The sequence below is a fragment of the Streptomyces flavofungini genome (genome assembly GCF_030388665.1).
GTDB lineage: Bacteria > Actinomycetota > Actinomycetes > Streptomycetales > Streptomycetaceae > Streptomyces > Streptomyces flavofungini_A.
Genome location: NZ_CP128846.1, coordinates 1,917,288 through 1,936,675 on the forward strand (window position 1 = coordinate 1,917,288; position 19,388 = coordinate 1,936,675).

Sequence of the window (19,388 nt, forward strand, 5' to 3'; positions counted from 1 at the left end):
ACCGCGGGATCGGGAAGGGGTGGGATGGGGGAAGCCCCCGGCAAGGCCCCGCCTCAGCCCCCGAGCTCCCGATGCCGCGCGGCCAGCGCGTCCGCCCCGGCCGCCGTGGGCGCCCCGTACAGACGGAGCCGCGAGATCCCCCCGTCGGGGAAGATGTCGACGCGGGCGTGCGTGCCGACGGCCGCCACGGGCAGCGCGAAGCGATGGTTCGTGTCGGGCTGGAGCCGCGTACGCGGAAGGACCTCGACCCAGTTCCCGGACTCCCCGTCCCGGACGGAGACGGAGGCCCACCCGGCGGAGTTGCCCTTGAGGTAGGCGGTGTCGATCTCGAGGGCGCGGATCTCGGACTGCGCGGCGAGGCGGTAGCGGATCCAGTCATGGCCCTGGTCGCGCCGCCGCCGCGTCTCCCACCCGTCGTCCATCTTCCGGGACCGCCCGGGCTGGATGGTGTTGGTGGCGGGCGAGTAGAACCGGTCCGAGGCGTCCTCGACCTGGCCGCCGTTCTCCAGGGCGACGACGTCGAAGGTGCCGAGGGCGGCGAGCCAGGCGGGGTCGGCGACGACTTCGCCGTACACGCGCAGGCGGGCGATGCCCCCGTCGGGGTGCTGGTTGACGCGCAGGTGGGTGAAGCGCTGGGGGACGTCGACGGCGAAGCCGTTGGCGGCGTGCCCGCCGACGGGCGTGCGCGGCACGAGAGTCGTCCACTTCACGTCGTCGGCGAGGAGTTCGTCGGGCGTGGGCGAGCCCTCGACATGGGCGCCCTCGACGGACACGGCCTGCGGGTAGTTGCCGCGGAAGTGGGCGGTGTCGATGACGATGCCGTGCACGACGCCGGGCGCGCCGAGCCGGACGAGGGCCCAGTCGTGGTCGTCGGCGGTGGGCCAGGGGTGCTCGGCGGAGACGCCGCGCCGCCGCCGGGTCTCCCAGCCGTCCATGATCTTGCCCTTGTGGCCGAAGTGCTCGGGGTCGAACTCGGCGTCGTTCGGCAGCAGCAGGTTCTCGCGCATGGCGAAGAACTCGTCGTTGGCGGCGATGACACCGGCCCCGAGCTGGCGGTCCGCGAGGTTGGCGTACTGGGTGAAGGGGAAGTCGGCGGTGCGGTAGTCGGCGTAGGGCTCGCCGCCGCCGTAGGGGTTCGCGTCGCCGGTGAAGCGGGGTATCGGTGTCGCCGTCACGGTGATCAGTTCTTCCTTTCCAGAAGGCGGCCCGACGGCGCGCTGAACTCGCCGTCGGACACGATGCGTTGGCCGCGCAGCCAGGTGGACTTCACCACGCCGCTGAGGGTCTTGCCCGCGTAGGCGGTGACCCGGTTGCGGTGCTGGAGGCGCGCGGGGTCCACGGTGAAGGTCTCGTCGGGCGCGAGGACCGTGAAGTCGGCGTCGCGGCCGGCTTCGATGGCGCCCTTGCGGTCCAGGCCGACCAGTTCGGCCGTGCGCGTCGACATCCAGCGCACGACGTCCTCAAGGCCGTACCCGCGCGCCCGGGCCGCCGTCCACACGGCGGGCAGGCTGAGCTGAAGGCCGGAGATGCCGCCCCAGGCGGTGGCGAAGTCGGACGTCTTGAGGTCGGCGGTGGACGGGGAGTGGTCGGTCACGACGCAGTCGATGGTGCCGTCGGCGAGCGCCTGCCACAGCAGGTCCTGGTTGGCGGCCTCGCGGATCGGCGGGCAGCACTTGAACTCGCTGGCGCCGTCGGGGACTTCCTCGGCCGTCAGGGTGAGGTAGTGCGGGCAGGTCTCGACGGTCAGGCGCACCCCCTCGCGCTTGGCGGCCGCGATCATCGGCAGCGCGTCGGAGGACGACAGGTGCAGGATGTGGACGCGGGCGCCGACGCGCTTGGCGACGGCGATGAGCCCCTCGATCGCGGTGTCCTCACTGACGCGCGGGCGGGAGTGCAGGAAGTCCGCGTAGCGCGGGCCCGCCTTGGCGGGGGCCGCGGCCAGCTCGTGCGGGTCCTCGGCGTGCACGATGAGCAGGCCGCCGAAACCGGCGATCTCTCCCATGGACACGGCCAGTTGATCCTGCGTCAGCTCCGGGAACTCGTCGACGCCGGAGGGCGAGAGGAAGCACTTGAAGCCGAAGACACCCGCGTCGTGCAGGGGCCGCAGGTCCTTGACGTTGTCGGGCAGCGCGCCGCCCCAGAAGCCGACGTCGATGTGCGCCTTGGCCGCCGCCACCTCCTTCTTCGCACGGAGGTTCGCGACGGTGGTCGTCGGCGGCAGCGAGTTCAGGGGCATGTCGACGAGGGTGGTGATGCCACCGGCGGCCGCGGCGCGCGTGGCCGTCCAGAAGCCCTCCCACTCGGTGCGGCCCGGGTCGTTGACGTGGACGTGGGTGTCGACGAGGCCGGGCAGCAGCGCGTCGTCGCCGAAGTCCTCCACGCGGGCGCGCGTCGGCACGGCGGCGTCATGGGCGCGCACCGCCACGATCGTGCCGTCCGAGACGACGACGGACGCGGCACGCGTCCCTTCCGGGGTGATGACGCGCGTCGAGCGCAGCACCAGTTCCTCGCCGGACACCGCGGCCCCTCTCTGTTCGTCGGCCTTCCGGCCAGCGGAATTCAACGTTCTGTTGAAGAAGTCTTCGCCTCGGCCCCTGATCCGTCAAGGGCCTATACGTTTCCACAAAGTGGAATTAGAATTCCGCAGACCAGAACGTAGCTATCTACAACGCGCACCGTCAAGGGTGGTCCCCGCGCGCCTCGAAGACCGGACAAACGCCCACTGACCGGCACTGACGTGACGGCCGCACCGGGGCCGTCCAGGAAAGCGCCCGGTAGGCTGCTGCCTTGCCTGCCCTCCCGTAAGGCCCCGAAAGGAACGCGCCGTGCCGACGTCTAGCGCCAGCACCACCGACGCCGCGAAGTCCCCCGCGAGCGGAGGCGTGCAGTCCCTCGAGCGCGCCTTCGACCTGCTCGAGCGCATGGCGGACGCGGGTGGCGAGGTCGGCCTGAGCGAGTTGTCCGCCAGCAGCGGGCTGCCGCTGCCCACCATCCACCGGCTCATGCGCACGCTCGTCGCCTGCGGATACGTCCGTCAGCAGCCCAACCGCAGGTACGCGCTCGGGCCGCGGCTCATCCGCCTCGGCGAGTCCGCGTCCCGGCTGCTGGGGACCTGGGCCCGGCCCTATCTCGCCCGTCTCGTCGAGGAGACCGGCGAGACCGCGAACATGGCGCTGCTCGACGGGGACGAGGTCGTGTACGTCGCGCAGGTGCCGTCCAAGCACTCCATGCGCATGTTCACGGAGGTGGGGCGGCGGGTCCTGCCGCACTCCACCGGGGTCGGCAAGGCACTGCTCGCGCACACGCCCGCGGAGGAGGTGCGCGCGCTCCTCGCCCGTACGGGCATGCCGGCCGCCACCGAGAAGACCATCACGACGCCCGACGGGTTCCTCGACGCCCTCGAAGAGGTGCGTCGCGCGGGGTACGCCGTCGACGACAACGAGCAGGAGATCGGGGTGCGGTGTCTCGCCGTGTCCGTGCCCGACTCCCCCACGGCGGCGGCCATCTCGATCTCCGGTCCCGCGGGGCGGGTCACCGAGGAGGCGACGGGGAAGATCGTCCCCGTCCTGCAGCAGGTCGCGGCGGAGCTCTCCGAAGCGCTGGCGACGTCGGCGCCCACGTCCTGACCCGGAGCCCCGCACGGCCGGGACAGCCCCCGCCGACCTCTCCCACCCACCCGCCCCAACCATCCGTGCGCCCCGAGCAGTCGGCGCCACCTGCCAGGCCGACACCTCTCAGCCCGTCCGGCGCTCGAGGACAAGGCGCGAAGCGCCGACATCGGAGGGCCGGTCCGACGCGGCGCCCGCGGCGGCACCCGGCTGGGGGAACGAAGCACCGCCGCGCAAAACGCACAAGAGCCACCGCATCACCTCGGATGCGGCGGCTCCCCGAACAACTCAACGGCGCCCCTGACGCCCGTGAGCGCACCGGTCAGCGCACTGACCGAGCCGATCGAACTCGCGACGAGCAGCAGCGAACGACGCAGCCTGCGCGCCTCGGGCGCGCCCGTCGCGGCCATGGCGGCAAGGGCCGCTAACTCGTCCTCCGCTATCGCCCGGTCCGGGAACTCACCGGGGTACGCGGCCAGTTCACGGCGCAGCCGGGACACGGCCGCCCGCAACTCCGTCACCCGCGGATCCTCGAAGTCTCCCCTCACGGTTCTCTGCCCAACGCTCCGCAACACAGCTCTCCCCCTCGCACGTCGTTGTGCGCCTGTACGCGCGCGGGCCCGGGCGGACCCGCCGCGGCGGCCGGACACCGAGGGAGCGCGGGCGGGTGGGACCACACCGCGACACAGGCGTCACTTTCAGCCACGCCCCCCGGCCGGAACAGGGTGCCCAGAACCCATGCGGTAAGCAAGAGTCATGACCGAATCACTGTCACCTTCCGCCACCGCCGAGGTCGCCGGCCTGCTCCTCGCGGCGGGCGGCGGACGGCGCCTCGGCGGCTGCCCGAAGGCCCTTCTCGAGCACCGTGGCGAGCTGTTCGTGGAGCGTGCGGCGCGGGCGCTGCGGGACGGCGGCTGCACCCGCGTGCACGTGGTGCTCGGCGCCACCGCCGATGTCGTGCGGGAGCGTGCGACCCTGCCCGGGTGCGTCCTGGTGGACAACCCGGACTGGCGCGAGGGCATGGGGTCCTCGCTGCGGGCGGGCCTCGCCTCGCTGCGCGCGACCGGCGCGGGGGCGGCGCTGGTGTGCCTGGTGGACCAGCCGGGCGTCGGCGCGGCGGCGGTGGCCCGGGTGCGGGCGGTGTACCGCTCCCCGGCGACCCTCGCGGCGGCGGCGTACGCGGGCGAGCGCGGCCACCCCGTGCTGTTCGGCGCCGACCACTGGGACGGCATCGCGGCGAGCGCGACGGGCGACCGGGGCGCCCGCGCCTATCTGAAGGAGCACGCCGGGATCGTCACGGCCGTCGAGTGCGGGGACGTGGCCGAGCCGGCCGACGTCGACACGTTCTCCGACCTGGAGCGCCTGGAGTGAGCCCGCCGTCCGCTTGGAGCCCCCGGGCCGAACTGTTCCACTTGGAGTGACGTGCGTGGCACTCAGCGCCACGTTCTGTCGACGAGAAGAATCTCGACATCAACAATCCATTGAACTTCCACTATGAGGAAACTAGTATCCACTGCTCAGAAGCGCCCGACCCGGTGGACGGCGCCCGCAGCCGTATCTCGGCACCGCGGCACTGAGTGCCGTGGCGACTGGCCCGGCGTCCGCGGCGTACCGAACCGCCCGTGAAGCAAGCTCGCTGAAGGAAGTGACAGCTCATGTCCGCACCAGCGCCGTCCCCGCTGGCCATCGTCGACGCCGAGCCCCTGCCCCGGCAGGAAGAGGTCCTCACCCCCGCGGCCCTCGCCTTCGTGGCCGAGCTGCACCGGAGGTTCACGCCCCGGCGTGATGCGCTCCTCGCCCGCCGCGCGGAGCGCCGCGCCGAGATCGCCCGCACCTCGACCCTGGACTTCCTCCCGGAGACCGCCGCGATCCGCGCGGACGACTCCTGGAAGGTGGCTCCCGCCCCGGCCGCCCTGAACGACCGCCGGGTGGAGATCACCGGCCCCACCGACCGCAAGATGACCATCAACGCGCTCAACTCCGGCGCGAGGGTCTGGCTCGCCGACTTCGAGGACGCCTCCGCTCCCACCTGGGAGAACGTGATCCTCGGCCAGCTGAACATGAGCGACGCCTATGAGCGCCGCATCGACTTCACGGACGAGCGCACCGGCAAGTCGTACTCCCTCAAGGACGCGGACGAACTCGCCACCGTCGTGATGCGCCCGCGCGGCTGGCACCTGAACGAGCGGCACCTCACGGACGCGGACGGCACGCCGGTCCCGGGCGCCCTCGTCGACTTCGGCCTGTACTTCTTCCACAACGCCCAGCGCCTCATCGACCTCGGCAAGGGCCCGTACTTCTACCTCCCGAAGACGGAGTCGCACCTGGAGGCCCGCCTCTGGAACGAGATCTTCGTCTTCGCGCAGGACTACGTCGGCATCCCGCAGGGCACCGTCCGCGCCACCGTCCTCATCGAGACGATCACGGCCGCGTACGAGATGGAGGAGATCCTCTACGAGCTGCGCGACCACGCCTCCGGGCTGAACGCGGGGCGCTGGGACTACCTCTTCTCCATCGTCAAGAACTTCCGTGACGGCGGCCAGAAGTTCGTCCTGCCGGACCGCAACCTGGTCACGATGACGGCCCCGTTCATGCGCGCCTACACCGAACTCCTCGTGCGCACCTGCCACAAGCGCGGCGCGCACGCCATCGGCGGCATGGCGGCCTTCATCCCCTCCCGCAAGGACGCCGAGGTCAACAAGGTCGCCTTCGAGAAGGTCCGCGCCGACAAGGACCGCGAGGCGGGCGACGGCTTCGACGGCTCCTGGGTGGCCCACCCCGACCTGGTCCCGATCGCCCTGGAGTCCTTCGACAAGGTCCTCGGCGACAAGCCGAACCAGAAGGACCGCCTCCGCGAGGACGTCTCCGTGGCCGCGGGCGACCTGATCGCCATCGACTCCCTCGACGCCAAGCCCACCTACGACGGACTGGTCAACGCCGTCCAGGTCGGCATCCGCTACATCGAGGCCTGGCTGCGCGGCCTCGGCGCCGTCGCCATCTTCAACCTCATGGAGGACGCGGCGACCGCCGAGATCTCCCGCTCCCAGATCTGGCAGTGGATCAACGCGGGTGTCGTCTTCGCGGACGGTACGCCCGCGACGGCCGACCTGGCCCGTGAGGTCGCGGCCGCCGAACTGGCCGCGATCCGCGCCGAGATCGGCGAGGAGGCCTTCGCGGCCGGCAAGTGGCAGCAGGCCCACGACCTTCTGCTCCAGGTCTCCCTGGACGCCGACTACGCGGACTTCCTGACGCTGCCCGCGTACGAGCAACTCCGCTGACCCCACGCCCCCGCACGGCACACGACGGCCGCCCCGGTGCCTCTCGGTACCGGGGCGGCCGTCCGCGCGTCCGCTGTCCCGTCGACGGGCAGATCTTCGCCACCGCCCGCTCCCGTGGCATAACATCCCGGCCCAGCACGGCAGTTGACGGGACGTACGGCACGGGTGCGACGGAGGACGGGCATGAACCTGCGCAGACGACTGACGGCCGCGGCGATATCGGCGGTGGTGGTGGCGACGGTGACCGCCACCACCGCCACCGCCGCACCCCGCCAGGACCAGCAGCCCCGCCAGGACCAGCGCCCCGGCCACGAGGCGACCCGCAAGGCCATGGACGCGGTCGTCGCGGGCGGCGCCCCCGGCGTGACCGCGCGGGTCACGGACGCCGACGGCGTCTGGAAGGCCGCGGCGGGTCTCGGCGACATCGAGCGCGGGACGCCGCGCGGCGAGCGGGACCACTACCGCGTCGGCAGCATCACCAAGACCTTCGTGGCCACCGTCGTGCTCCAGTTGGAGGCCGAGGGCAAGCTGGACCTGGACGACACGGTGGGCTCCTGGCTGCCGGGCGTGGTCGAGGGCAACGGCCACGACGGCGACCGCGTCACCATCCGCCGGCTCCTCAACCACTCCAGCGGGATCTACGACGTCAACGCGGACCCGGAGTACGCCCGCAAGATCTTCTCCACGGACTTCCTCCAGCACCGCTACGACACCTGGACCCCGGCGCAGATGATCGCCATGGCGATGCGCCACGCGCCGCACAACCAGCCCGGCGAGGGCGTGCTCTACTCCAAGACCAACTACCTGCTCGCGGGCCTCATCATCGAGAAGGCCACGGGCCGCCCCTACGGCGACGAGATCCGCCGCCGCGTCATCAACCCCCTGCGCCTGCGCGGCACCCGCGTCCCCGGCACCTCACCGACCCTCCCCCGCCCCAGCAGCCGCGCCTACGACTTGCTGTCCGGCGCCCCCGGCGGCACCCTCCACGACACGACGGAGCTGAACCCGTCCTACGCCGGAGCCGCGGGCGAGATGATCTCAAACGGCGCGGACCTGAACCGCTTCTACACCGCCCTCCTGACCGGCAAGCTCCTCCCGAAGCGCCAGCTGGACGCGATGAAGACCACCATCCCGGTCCACCCCGACGTCCCCCGGATCCGCTTCGGCCTGGGCCTCGTCTCCTACCGCCTCTCCTGCGGCGTCACCGTCTGGGGCCACACCGGCAGCGCGCCCGGCTCCTCGTCGGTGGCGGTCACGTCGGCGGACGGCCGCCACACGCTGGCCGCGAACGCGAACGGCGACCGACTGACGTCGACGATGGCGCTGGTGGACGCGGAGTACTGCGGGACCTGACGTTCCGCGAGCGGCCGGGGCGCCGCCCTGACGGGCCTCAGCGCTCCGCGTGCCCGAGGCTCCGCCCCGGCGCCACCACGTCCCGGACCAGGCGCTTCACGGCGGTCGGCTCGGGGAAGCCCTGTTCGCGGCGGTCCCAGACCACCGCGTCGTCGACGCGTACGACGAAGACGCCGCCCGTGCCCGGCTTCAGGGTCAGCTCGGTCAGGTCGGACTCGAAGGTCGTGAGGAGTTCCTGGGCGAGCCAGGCCGCGCGGGGGAGCCAGCGGCACTGGGTGCAGTACTCGATCTGGACGTGGTGGGTCTCGGCGGCGTCGGTCATGGGTACCTCTTCGCGGGGCGCGGGTCGGGCTTGCCGTGCAGGTTCGGGACGCGCTTGAGCCAGGTGGGGCGGGACGCCTCGGTGGCGCGGGCGCGCCGCGCGTCCTCGGCGGCGAGTTCGGCGCGGGAGGGGAAGTCGGAGGGGAGCCAGGCGGCGGAGGCGCGGGCGCGGGCCGTGAGGTAGGTGACGTACGCGTCGCGCAGGGCGTCGGTCGTGGCGAAGCCCGGCTCGTCGGCGAGCCACGCTTCCGGGACGTCGGCCACGATGTCGCGGAGGAGTTCCTCGGTGACGCGCGGCGCGAGCTCCGCGTCGGCGGCCGCGGTGTCCGGGCCGTAGCGGCCCAGGGCGTGCTGGCGGAAGTCGTAGGCCTTCTCGGCGGTGGCGAGGACGGTGGCCGCGTCCCAGCGGTGGTGGAAGACGAGGGCCGCGCCGTGGTCGATGAGCCACAGGCGCGGCTCGCGGGTGGCGAAGGTCGGCCAGACCATGAGGTTCGAGCTGTGCACGGTGCGGTCGACGTTCGCGGTGAGGGCGTCCAGCCACACGACCTTGCCCGCCTCGAGGGGGTCGACGTCCAGGTCGGTGTCGGGGGTGAAGTCGCGGGCCCCCGGCAGGTAGTCCATGCCCAGGTTCAGGCCCGCGCTGGCGCGCAGCAGGTCCCGCACCTCCTGGTGCGGTTCGTCCGCGGCGACGGCCGGGTCGAAGTGGGCGAGGACGAGTTCGGGAACGCGCAGGCCGAGGCGGCGCGCCAGTTCACCCACGACGATCTCGGCGACCAGCGCCTTGCGGCCCTGCGCGGAGCCGGTGAACTTCAGGACGTAGGTCCCGAGGTCGTCGGCCTCGACGATCCCGGGCACGGAGCCGCCGGCCCGCAGGGGTTCCAGATACCGGACAGCCGTCACTTCTCGCAGCACACCAGCCACCCTAACCGGCGGCCGCAAGCCATTTTTGGAGCGGGCGGTCCTTGATCCATAAGATCCTCCGATGATCACTGGAAAGCGGTTCGCGGCGGGCTTCTGCGCCCTGTTCGCGGCCTTGAGCATGGGGCTCGCGCCCACGTCCGCGTTCGCGGACGACGAACCCGACGGCGCGGACGGCGGGTCGGGGCCCGTCCCGAAGGTCGAGCTGCTGCTCGACGCGAGCGGGTCGATGCGGGCCCGCGACATCGACGGCAAGAGCCGCATGGCCGCGGCGAAGCAGGCGTTCAACGAGGTGCTCGACGCCACCCCCGAGGACGTCGAGCTCGGCATCCGCACCCTCGGCGCCAACTACCGCGGCGACGACCGCAAGACGGGCTGCAAGGACACCGAGCAGCTCTACCCGGTGGGCCCGCTGGACCGCAGGGACGCCAAGGCGGCGGTCGCCACGCTCGCGCCCACCGGCTGGACCCCGATCGGCCCGGCCCTCCTGAAGGCCGCCGACGACCTGAAGGGCGGCGAGGGTTCGCGCCGCATCGTCCTCATCAGCGACGGCGAGGACACCTGCCAGCCCCTGGATCCGTGCGAGGTGGCGCGGGACATCGCCGCCAAGGGCATCCACCTCACCATCGACACGCTCGGCCTGGTCCCGAACACCAAGATGCGCGCGCAGCTGAGCTGCATCGCCGAGGCCACCGGCGGTACGTACACCTCCATCCGGCACACCGACGAACTCACCGACCGCGTCGGCCAGTTGGTGGACCGCGCGGCCGACCCCGTGGTCACGCCCGTGGCGGTCGAGGGCGCCGACCGGTGCGCTGCGGCGCCGGAGCTGAGGCCCGGCCTGTACACCGACCGCACGGGGTTCGGCGAGCACCGCTGGTACCGCGTGGACGTCGAGCCGGGGCAGGAGCTGCGCGCCTCGGTGAGCGTGGCGGCCGACCGGGCCGTGGCCGACGACTACGGCGTGCTGATGCGGGCCGTCACCAAGCACGGCCGTGAGATCGTACGCGGCTCGGAGGCGGGCGACGGGCGCACGGACGTGATCTCGACGGGCCTGCGCTACCCGAAGCCGGACCAGGACTCCGACGACTCCGACGAGGCCGATACCGAGGCGGTCTGCCTCCAGGTCTCCCACTCCTACGCGCCCGCCGCCGCCGGCGGTGCGGCGGCCGCCAAGGGCAAGCCGGGTCTGCCCGTGGAGCTGGCCGTGGACATCGTGGACGCGCCGGACGACGCCTCCGACGTGGCGGCCTTCGGGCTCGGCCGCGGCTGGTGGCTGCTGGGCGCGCTGGTCCTGACCGGCTTCGTCGGCGGACTGCTGTGGGGCTGGGTGGCGCGGTGGCGCGTCGCCGTCTGGAGGACGAGCTGATGCGTACGACACGTCTGTTGAAGACCCGCCTGGTGGCGGCCGCGGGCCTCGCCGGTCTGGCCGCGCTCCTCACCGCCGCCCCGGCGCTCGCCGCCTCCGGCGACGACGACAAGGGCAAGGCCGACGCGGGCACGTCCTTCCGCACGGCCACGGAGATCCAGCAGGGCCACCGGGCCACGGCGAGCGCGTCGACCGGCGACTACCTGTACTGGTCCTTCCCCGCGGACGCGGGCCTGCGCCCCACCGTCAAGGCGACGGTCAAGCTCCCCGACGCCGCCCGCAATGCCGACACCCGGTGGCGCGTCGACGTGTACGACGGTCTGAGGCGCCGTCAGCCCTGCATGTACGGCATGCAGTCGCGCCCCGCGGACGCGGCCACGGTCGACCTGACCTGCGTCCTGCGCCCGGTCCGCGCCTGGTCGGACCCCTGGTCCAACGACCCGCTCCCCGGCACGTACTACATCCGCCTGACGGCGACGGGCCTGAGGACGGCCGACCTGGGCGCCCCCGTCACCGCGGAGGTCGAGGCGACCTCGAAGGACATCGGCGGCTCGGCGGCGGTCGACGGCACCCTGGCGAAGCCCTTGGTGCCCGGCGCCTCCGTGGACACCGACGACTCGGACGGCTCCCCCACCCGGGCGGCCCTGTCGACGGCGGAACCGGAGGACGGCTGGGCGTCGGGCTGGTGGACGGACCGCTGGATCTGGACGGGCGCGGGCGGAGTGCTCGCGGCACTGGCGGGAATCGGCGGCTACGCGTTGACGCGCGGCACCGGAAGGCCCCCGTCGGGCGCCTGACGGCACACGAAGCGGCGGAGGCCCGTCCCGCACACCCGGGGGCCTCCGCCGCCTCAGCCCACCCCCCTTGGCCGTCCCAGCCCACCCCGGCGAGATTCTCAGCCCGTCGCGGGGGCACCCCACCTCACCCCGCCCGCAACACCTTCGCCAGCACCCCCTCCCCCACCACCACAGCATCCCCGCTCCGCACCGCGTCCGCCCAGGCCGTCTCCCCGCGCGCCAGCGCGACACACACATCCGCCCCCAGCACGATCCGCGCGTCGGGCTCGGCCTCCCCGCCCCCGTCGGCGTACACGGCCTGCCCCTCGGCCGCGTCCCCGAGCCGCAGCAGGAACTCCCCCTCGTCGAGCCGGACTTGCACGACCCCGTGCCCGCCGAGCGCCTCCAACCGCCCCCGCAGCGGCAAGGCGAACCAGTGCGCGCGCACCGCGTCGGTAGGGGCACGCTCACCGAGGTCGAAGGCCCCCCACTCCCCGAGCGCCTCCAGGACGGGCAGCAACGCCCGCCCGCGCGGGGTGAGTTCGTAGACGTACGCGGAGACGGGAGCGGACATCCGACGCCGCGATGCGATCCCGCCCTGCTCCATGTCCTTGAGCCGTGAGGCGAGCACGTCCGTGCTGACGCCGGGCAGATCGGCGTGCAGGTCGGTGTAGCGCCGGGGCCCGGCGAGGAGTTCACGGACGATCAGCAGGGTCCAGCGGTCGCCGACGGCGTCGAGGGCGCGGGCGGCGGCGCAGTACTGGTCGTAGCTTCGGCGTGAGCGAGGTGGCATGCGTCGCAGTCTAGACAAGTTGTTGGACTTTCCAAGCGCCAGCTTGGTAAAACCAAGTAACGCACGCCACGGGAGGCACAGCACATGGAGTTCCGGCAGTCGAGCAAGCTCAGCGAGGTCTGTTACGAGATCCGGGGCCCGGTCATCGAGCACGCCAACGCCCTGGAGGAGGCGGGCCACAGCGTCCTGCGCCTCAACACCGGCAACCCCGCGCTCTTCGGCTTCGAGGCACCCGAGGAGATCGTCCAGGACATGATCCGGATGCTGCCGGGCGCGCACGGCTACACGGACTCGCGCGGCGTCCTGTCCGCGCGCCGCGCCGTGGTCCAGCGCTACCAGGCGCTCGGCCTCGACGACATCGACGTGGACGACGTCTTCCTCGGCAACGGCGTGTCCGAACTGGTGACGATGGCCGTACAGGCACTCCTGGAGGACGGCGACGAAGTCCTCGTCCCCGCCCCGGACTTCCCGCTGTGGACGGCCGTGACGACCCTCTCCGGGGGCAAGGCCGTGCACTACCTGTGCGACGAGCAGGCGGACTGGTATCCGGACCTCGACGACCTGGCGTCGAAGATCACCGACCGCACCAAGGCCCTGGTGATCATCAACCCGAACAACCCGACGGGCGCGGTCTACCCGCGCGAGATCCTCGAAGGCATGCTCGACCTGGCCCGCCGCCACGGCCTGATGGTCTTCGCCGACGAGATCTACGACCGGATCCTGTACGACGACGCGGTGCACCACAGCGTCGCCTCGCTGGCCCCGGACCTGGTGGTCCTGACCTTCTGCGGCCTGTCGAAGACGTACCGCGTCGCGGGCTTCCGCTCCGGCTGGCTGGTCGTGACGGGCCCCAAGCAGCATGCGCGGAACTACCTGGAGGGCCTGACGATGCTGGCCTCCATGCGCCTGTGCCCCAACGCCCCCGCGCAGTACGCGATCCAGGCCGCGCTCGGCGGCCGCCAGTCGATCCGCGAACTGACCGCGCCGGGCGGCCGCCTGTACGAACAGCGCGACCGGGCCTGGCAGAAGCTGAACGAGATCCCAGGCGTCTCCTGCGTGAAGCCGCGCGGCGCGCTGTACGCCTTCGCGCGCCTGGACCCGAAGGTGCACGCGATCCACGACGACGAGAAGTTCGTCCTGGACCTGCTGCTCCAGGAGAAGATCCAAGTGGTCCAGGGCACCGGCTTCAACTGGCCGCGCCCCGACCACTTCCGCATCCTCACCCTCCCGTACGCTGACGATCTGGACGCGGCGATCAGCCGCATCGGCCGTTTCCTGAGCGGATATCGCCAGTAGCGAGCAGCCCCGGGAGGAGCCCGCCGATGACCCTCTGCACCACCTGCCGCACCCCGTCGCTGACCCAGTTCGCCTCGCCGGACCTGGTCGAGAAGATCGTCTACGAGGGTCACGACGCCACGGACGACCCGGCCTGGCGGGTGTCGGGCGCCGCGACCCTCGAGGACTACGGCCGCTGGTGCAAGCACCTGTGCGGCATCACCTGCCTGCGGATGGCGCTCGGCCCGGACGCGCCGTCGCTGTTCGAGCTGCGCGACGGCGCGGTGAAGTACGGCGGGTACACGGAGGACGCCGAGGGCACGATCCGGGGGCTGATCTACGCGCCGTTCGCCGAGTACGTACGCGACGTGCACGGCGTGGACGCGACCGTGCACCGCCATCTCGCGCTGGACGAGATCCCCGCGCTCCTGGACGCGGGGCGCACGGTGATCGTGTCCGCGCACTTCGAGATCCGCCGGCCGGAGCGGCCCGCGCCGGGGCGGGGCGGGCACCTGGTCCTGATCACGGGGCGCACGGCGGACGGCGCACTGCACTTCCACAACCCCTCGGGCATCGACGCGCGCACCCGCACGGCCGAACTGCCCGTGTCCCAATTCGAGCCCTTCTTCGCAGGCCGGGGCGTATCGCTCGGCCCGCACGCGGACGGGGCGGCCACGCACTGACACGCGCTCATGACAGAACGTCATCTTCCCTGCCAGGATGGCGCGATGATGCATTCAGGCAGGGTCGCCGTCGTCGGCGGCAGCGTCGCGGGCTGCGCCATGGCGCTGGCGGCACACCGTGGCGGGGCGGACGAGATCACGGTGTACGAGCGGGCGGGCGGCCGCCTCGCGGAGCGGGGCGTGGGTCTCGCCGTGCACAACTCCCGGTACGCGGAGCTGGAGTCGGCCGGGTATATGGACGCCGACATGCCCTGGGTGCAGTTGGTCAGACGCCGCTGGTACGTACGGGACGAGCGGGCGTCCGGCCCGCTGGGGCACCCGATCGGCACGATGCCGTTCCCGTTCCGGACCTACAACTGGGGCCCGCTGTGGGGCGAGTTGCGGCGCCGGGTGCCGGAGTCGGTGGAGTTCCGCACCGCCACGTCGGTTGAGGCCGTGCGCACCGGCGCGGTCGGCGCGGAGGTGGACACCGCCGAAGGAACGGAGCGGTTCGACGTCGTGGTCGGCGCGGACGGCTACCGCTCCGTGGTGCGCGCCGCCGCCCACCCGGGTTTGCGCGCCGAGTACGCGGGCTATCTGGCCTGGCGCGGCGCCTACCCCGCCGACCGCCTCGCCGATCCGCACCTGTGGGACGAGGAGGACTGCGTGTACGCGGTCTTCGACGGCGGGCACGTGATCATCTACCGGATCCCGGACGGCGTCGGGGGCCACCGTGTCAACTGGGTCCTGTACACCGCCGCGCCCCCGGGCCTGGACGCCGACCTCGGCTTCACCAGCCCCACGAGCCTGCCGCCCGGCGGCCTCACCGACGCGCTCGGCGCCCGTCTCGCGCACGTCGCCGACGCGCTGCTGCCGCCGTACTGGGGCGCCGTGGTCCGCGCGACCCGCCCCGAGGAGCTGTTCCTCCAGCCCATGTACGACTTCACAGCGCCCCGCTACGCCCTGGACCGGGTGCTCCTCGCGGGCGACGCGGCCACGGTCGCGCGGCCGCACACCGGCGCGGGCGCGGTGAAGGCGCTGCAGGACGCCACGGTCCTGGAGTCCGCCATCGCCACGGCGACGACGTGGCCGGAGGCCCTGGAGTCCTACGACACCGACCGCACCGTGGCGGGCCGCACGATGGTCGACCTGGGGCGGCGGCTCGGCCGGGCCCTGGTCGAGCGGACCCCGCGGTGGCGGGAGCTGGACCAGGCGGGCCTGGAGTCGTGGTGGAAGCAGGCGGACGGGACGGGGGCGTTCGGCGGGCGTGAGCTGCGGCCCCGGTGAGGGCGGGCGGGCCGGAGCATCGAGGCCCGTCGGCGCTGTCCCGCTGCTCCGGCCCTGCCCCGCCCCTGTCACCCGGGACCGCGGTCGCCGGGAACTACGCGCCGTTCCTGAAATGCAGGATGCCCCAGGTGATGTGCCCGTCGCGGCCCGCGGCGACCCAGCGGGCGAGACCGATCTTCATCTGGGTGAGGTAGTCGTGGCTGACCTGCCCGGCCAGTCCTTCCGCCTCCTGGCGCTCGGTCTCCTCCAGCACGCGGGCGTAGTGCGTGATCAGTTGCTCGCGGTGCTCCTCGAATCCGCCCGTCGGGGCGACGAACCCGAGCCGGGCCAGCTCGCGCGCGTAGAAGCCGGGTGAGCCCATGTCGTCGAGGTGGATGCGGTCGAGGATCGGCTGCAGCACCCCGGGCGGACAGGCGTCGTCGGCCATCGGGTCGGTGAAGATCAGCTGTCCGCCGGGCCGCAGGACCCGGGAGATCTCCTCCAGGACACGGACGCGGTTGCCGCTGTGCAGGAAGGCGTCCTGCGACCACACCACGTCGACCTGGTCGTCGGGGTAGGGGATGTCCTCGAAGGACCCGTCGACGACCTCGATGAGGCCGGAGAGGCCACGGGCTCGGTTGAGCTCCTTGTGGCGCTGGTTCTCCACCTCGCTGAGGTTGAGGGCGAGCACGCGGCAGCCGTACGTCGACGCCAGGTACCGCGCGGAGCCGCCGTAGCCGGAGCCCAGGTCGAGGACCACGGACTCCTCGGTGAGGCCGAGTCTGCCGGCCATCCGCTCGACGGTGCGGCGGCTGGCGTCGGCGATGGGCTCGCCGGAGTGGTCGTACAGGCCGATGTGGATGTCCTCGCCGCCCCAGACCCTGGCGTAGAAGGTGTCCGCGTCGGCGGAGTTGTAGTAGCTGCGGGCGACGCCGACCGCGCCGCTGTAGCGCTCGTCCTGCTCGTCGTCCGCGCGGTACTCCTTCTCCGCGACGTGCACGAAGAAGTCGGGCTGCTCGCCCCGGTAGGTGTGCTGGAAGTCGCCGTACGTCTCGATGTTCTGGAACCCGACCTCCGACATGAGCCGCCGGGTGTAGTCCTTGCGCAGCGGGAACATGTTGAGGTGGTAGAAGGAGTCGTCCGGGAAGCTGTACCGCATCCGCACGAGGCCCTCGTCCACGTACTCGGGCTCCACGGAGACGTCTTCGCCGCAGTAGTAGTACTTGTGCTTGCTGGTGTAGCCGTCGTCGAGGATCGCGTCGTAGTTGCGCTGGTCCAGGACGAGGATGCCGTCGTGCTTGAGCATCGCGTAGAACTCGGCGAGCGCCCTGCGGCGGTCGCGCTCCGAGAACAGGTGGGTGAAGGAGTTGCCGAGGCACACGATGGCGTCGTACTCCCCGTGTACGTCGCGATTGAGCCACCGCCAGTCCGCCTGGACGACCCGCATCACATGGCCGTCCTTCATGCCGTTGGCGAAGGCCGCCGACAGCATCTCGGCGCTGCCGTCCGCGCTGACCGTCTCGAACCCGGCGGCCAGCAGCTGCACGGAGTGGAAGCCCGTGCCGGTCGCGACGTCGAGCACGCTCTTCACGCCGCGTTTGCGCAGCAGGTCGATGAAGAAGTCTCCTTCGCTCTGCGCCCTCCTCTCCCAATCTATGAGCGAGTCCCATTTCTCCACGAAGCTGGGTACGTACTCCTCGGTGTAGTGGCCGGTTTCTCGTACTTCGACGGGGTTTTCGCCGAACTTCTGAGCCGGATGCACGATGAATACCCTTCGACTTCAATGGGGGATGGCCTGGGCACATCGCTATCCCAAGGCGGGTACCCCCATGCGTCCGCGCTTCGTATACATACGCTGGGCTGACGATTCGCCGACCAGAACAGGACCCGCAACGCCATGGGTGATCTTCTCCTCGTACGTCACGGCGAGACCGCATGGTCCCTGTCGGGGCAGCACACCAGCTGGTCGGATGTCCCCCTCACCGAGAACGGGCGCGCCCAGGCGCGGTCCGTGGCGCCGCTCCTCGGGAAGTACCGCGTCGACGCGGCCTTCACCAGTCCGCGGGTGCGGGCGCGGGAGACGGCCGAGCTGGCGGGCTTCGCCGAGGCCCGGGTGGATCCCGATCTCTCCGAGTGGGACTACGGCGCGTACGAGGGCGTCACCACCGTCGAGATCCACCGCACCCGGCCCAACTGGTTCCTCTTCACGGACGGGGTCGCCCCCGGGCCCGCCGAGCACCCCGGTGAGACCCCCGAGCAGGTCGGCGAGCGGGCCGACCGCATGCTCGCCAAGGTCGACGCCGCCCTCGCCAACACCGAGGGCAGCGTCGTCCTCTTCGCCCACGGCCACTTCCTCCGCGTCCTCACCGCCCGCCGCCTGGGCCTCCCCCCTGCGGCGGGCGCCCACTTCCAGCTCGCCACCGGCACCGTGAGCCGCCTCAGCTACGAACACGGCCGCCCGGTCCTGGCCACGTGGAACGTCCGGCCGTGAGGGCGGGGCCCACGGGGCCGATGTCAGTGGCACGAGGCACCATCGGGAGCATGGCCAAGCCGACCACAGCCGCACAGCGCCGCGTCATCGCGGCGGCCGACCCGGTGACGGGCCGCCTGACCGGCACGGAGGCCCAGCTCACAGCCCTCGTCCGGCTGCGGCTGGCCTTCCGCCACCCCCGCCCCCCGCACGCGTACTTCCTGACCCCGGCGGGCCACCGCGTCCGGGAGGAGCCGGAGCAGGCCGTCCCGGAGACGGCCCCGGTGGAGCCGGCCCCCGGCGTCTTCGCGGCCCGCACGGGCACGGAGGACGGCACCCACGCCGTGACGGACGGCCCGGCGCGGCAGCGCGAGGTGCGTGCCGCCTGGCTCGGCCTCGTCGAGATGCGCCGCATGACGAACCCGGACGCGGACAGGGACCGACCGTGCGCCTGGGAGCGCGGGCACCTGGTGCAGGCGGCCGCGATAGCCCTGGAGGCGGCGGGCCGCACCCCGGCGACCCCGGACCGTGAGGGGTACCGCGTGACGGCGACCCCCCAGCCGGAAGCGGTGGCGGTGCGCGAACCGACGCCGGAGGGCGTCCGGGCCTGCGCTGAGGCCCTGGAGCGGGCGGGGTGGCAGGTCAGCGAACACAGCGAACGGGCGGCGGGAGCGGGGCGGTATGTCCTGGTGTCGCCCCGGCGGGGATGAGTTTCGGTGGTGGCTGGAATGCCGCAGGTCGAGAGGGTGTTGGTGGTCAACCGGATGACATCCGTCGCAGTCGAAGGGGAAGCCGTGTCACAGCAATCGCCGCCCGAGCCGTTCTCCGTGGGCATCAGCGTCCGCGGGTACGAGACGGACTCGCAGGGGCACCTCAATCAGTCCGTGTACCTGCAGTACGCGGAGCACGCGCGCTGGTCGGCGCTGCGGGCGGCCGGCATCGAGCAGCGCGACCTCATCGGGAAGGGCGTGGGACCCGTCGCCCTGGAGAACACACTGCGCTATCGGAGCGAGCTGCGCGCGGGCGACGAGGTCCAGGTGACCTGCCAGTTCGTATGGGGTGAGCGCAAGACGTTCCGGATCGAGCAGTCCGTCGTCCGGGCGGACGGCCAGGTCGCCGCGACGGTCTCCGCCCTCGGCGGCCTCCTCGACCTGAAGGAGCGCAGGATGGTGGCGGACCCGAAGGAGTACTTCAGGGCGCTGGCGTCGGACCCGCGCGTGCTCGGCCTCTGACCTCGCCGGTCCGGCCGGGCCCGACCGGACCGGCCGACCGGTCCCGCGCGCGGCCGGGCCCCTCGCC

The 19,388-nt window shown here is 72.3% G+C and carries 19 protein-coding genes; 12 read left to right on the plus strand and 7 right to left on the minus strand.

The genetic code is table 11. From position 1 onward, the window contains the following. Positions 1-53: 53 nt before the first annotated feature. Positions 54-1,175, minus strand: a complete 1,122-nt coding sequence (alc, locus tag QUY26_RS07455) for an allantoicase (protein WP_289944352.1) — start codon at positions 1,173-1,175, stop codon at positions 54-56. 5 nt (positions 1,176-1,180) lie between these two features. Further along, on the minus strand, positions 1,181-2,518 hold the full coding sequence (gene allB / locus QUY26_RS07460; RefSeq protein WP_289944354.1) for an allantoinase AllB: 1,338 nt from the start codon (positions 2,516-2,518) through the stop codon (positions 1,181-1,183). A 307-nt stretch (positions 2,519-2,825) separates the two neighbouring features. Between allB and QUY26_RS07465 the strand changes: the two genes are divergently transcribed. Then, entirely contained in the window at positions 2,826-3,626 is an 801-nt protein-coding gene (locus tag QUY26_RS07465) for an IclR family transcriptional regulator (protein ID WP_289944357.1), read from the plus strand. A gap of 239 nt (positions 3,627-3,865) precedes the next feature. Here the strand turns inward: QUY26_RS07465 and QUY26_RS07470 are convergent, their stop codons facing one another. After that, the gene (locus tag QUY26_RS07470; protein ID WP_289944360.1) at positions 3,866-4,183 is read right to left on the minus strand and encodes a DUF5955 family protein; all 318 of its coding nucleotides are present in this window, start codon (positions 4,181-4,183) and stop codon (positions 3,866-3,868) included. A 181-nt stretch (positions 4,184-4,364) separates the two neighbouring features. Here QUY26_RS07470 and QUY26_RS07475 point away from each other — a divergent pair, with 181 nt between their 5' ends. From QUY26_RS07475 to QUY26_RS07485, 3 genes are all read left to right on the plus strand, one after another. Then, a complete protein-coding gene (locus QUY26_RS07475) occupies positions 4,365-4,979 on the plus strand; it encodes a nucleotidyltransferase family protein (RefSeq protein WP_289944361.1) in 615 nt (204 codons plus the stop codon). 284 nt (positions 4,980-5,263) lie between these two features. Next, positions 5,264-6,886 (plus strand): malate synthase A, encoded by a 1,623-nt coding sequence (aceB, locus tag QUY26_RS07480; protein ID WP_289944362.1) that lies wholly within the window; start codon positions 5,264-5,266, stop codon positions 6,884-6,886. Between the two features lie 183 nt (positions 6,887-7,069). Next, positions 7,070-8,239: a serine hydrolase domain-containing protein gene (locus QUY26_RS07485; protein WP_289944364.1), complete on the plus strand. Its 1,170-nt coding sequence runs from the start codon at positions 7,070-7,072 to the stop codon at positions 8,237-8,239. 37 nt (positions 8,240-8,276) lie between these two features. Here QUY26_RS07485 and QUY26_RS07490 read toward each other — a convergent pair whose 3' ends face one another. Beyond that, on the minus strand, positions 8,277-8,561 hold the full coding sequence (locus tag QUY26_RS07490) for a SelT/SelW/SelH family protein (protein WP_289944366.1): 285 nt from the start codon (positions 8,559-8,561) through the stop codon (positions 8,277-8,279). Further along, the gene (locus QUY26_RS07495) at positions 8,558-9,472 is read right to left on the minus strand and encodes a HipA family kinase (RefSeq protein WP_289944368.1); all 915 of its coding nucleotides are present in this window, start codon (positions 9,470-9,472) and stop codon (positions 8,558-8,560) included. Before QUY26_RS07495 ends, QUY26_RS07490 begins: the two co-directional genes overlap by 4 nt. A 70-nt stretch (positions 9,473-9,542) precedes the next feature. Between QUY26_RS07495 and QUY26_RS07500 the strand changes: the two genes are divergently transcribed. Both QUY26_RS07500 and QUY26_RS07505 read left to right on the plus strand, forming a co-directional pair. Then, positions 9,543-10,847 carry a VWA domain-containing protein gene (locus tag QUY26_RS07500; RefSeq protein ID WP_289944370.1) on the plus strand — a complete coding sequence of 435 codons (1,305 nt, stop codon included), beginning with the start codon at positions 9,543-9,545 and terminating at the stop codon, positions 10,845-10,847. Continuing rightward, on the plus strand, positions 10,847-11,644 hold the full coding sequence (locus QUY26_RS07505; RefSeq protein WP_289944373.1) for a hypothetical protein: 798 nt from the start codon (positions 10,847-10,849) through the stop codon (positions 11,642-11,644). The genes QUY26_RS07500 and QUY26_RS07505 overlap by 1 nt, the downstream gene beginning before the upstream one ends. A gap of 124 nt (positions 11,645-11,768) precedes the next feature. On the opposite strand, the gene QUY26_RS07510 is transcribed toward QUY26_RS07505, so the two are convergent. Further along, positions 11,769-12,416: a winged helix-turn-helix transcriptional regulator gene (locus tag QUY26_RS07510; RefSeq protein ID WP_289944375.1), complete on the minus strand. Its 648-nt coding sequence runs from the start codon at positions 12,414-12,416 to the stop codon at positions 11,769-11,771. 84 nt (positions 12,417-12,500) lie between these two features. On the opposite strand from QUY26_RS07510, the gene QUY26_RS07515 reads away from it, so the two are divergent. From QUY26_RS07515 to QUY26_RS07525, 3 genes are read left to right on the plus strand one after another with little or no spacing between them, the layout of a single operon-like run. Then, positions 12,501-13,712: a pyridoxal phosphate-dependent aminotransferase gene (locus QUY26_RS07515; protein WP_289944377.1), complete on the plus strand. Its 1,212-nt coding sequence runs from the start codon at positions 12,501-12,503 to the stop codon at positions 13,710-13,712. Between the two features lie 26 nt (positions 13,713-13,738). Next, positions 13,739-14,374: a peptidase gene (locus QUY26_RS07520; RefSeq protein ID WP_289944378.1), complete on the plus strand. Its 636-nt coding sequence runs from the start codon at positions 13,739-13,741 to the stop codon at positions 14,372-14,374. Between the two features lie 48 nt (positions 14,375-14,422). Further along, a complete protein-coding gene (locus QUY26_RS07525) occupies positions 14,423-15,640 on the plus strand; it encodes an FAD-dependent monooxygenase (protein ID WP_289955564.1) in 1,218 nt (405 codons plus the stop codon). A 94-nt stretch (positions 15,641-15,734) separates the two neighbouring features. Here QUY26_RS07525 and QUY26_RS07530 read toward each other — a convergent pair whose 3' ends face one another. After that, positions 15,735-17,381: a glycine/sarcosine N-methyltransferase gene (locus tag QUY26_RS07530; RefSeq protein WP_289944380.1), complete on the minus strand. Its 1,647-nt coding sequence runs from the start codon at positions 17,379-17,381 to the stop codon at positions 15,735-15,737. A 135-nt stretch (positions 17,382-17,516) separates the two neighbouring features. On the opposite strand from QUY26_RS07530, the gene QUY26_RS07535 reads away from it, so the two are divergent. Genes QUY26_RS07535 through QUY26_RS07545 form a run of 3 tightly spaced genes read left to right on the plus strand, consistent with a single transcriptional unit; the run spans position 17,517 to position 19,321 of the window. Then, positions 17,517-18,110, plus strand: coding sequence for a histidine phosphatase family protein (locus QUY26_RS07535; RefSeq protein ID WP_289944382.1), 594 nt, complete (start codon positions 17,517-17,519; stop codon positions 18,108-18,110). 50 nt (positions 18,111-18,160) lie between these two features. After that, positions 18,161-18,799 carry a hypothetical protein gene (locus QUY26_RS07540; protein WP_289944383.1) on the plus strand — a complete coding sequence of 213 codons (639 nt, stop codon included), beginning with the start codon at positions 18,161-18,163 and terminating at the stop codon, positions 18,797-18,799. Between the two features lie 54 nt (positions 18,800-18,853). Continuing rightward, positions 18,854-19,321, plus strand: a complete 468-nt coding sequence (locus QUY26_RS07545) for an acyl-CoA thioesterase (RefSeq protein ID WP_289944385.1) — start codon at positions 18,854-18,856, stop codon at positions 19,319-19,321. Positions 19,322-19,388: the final 67 nt, after the last annotated feature.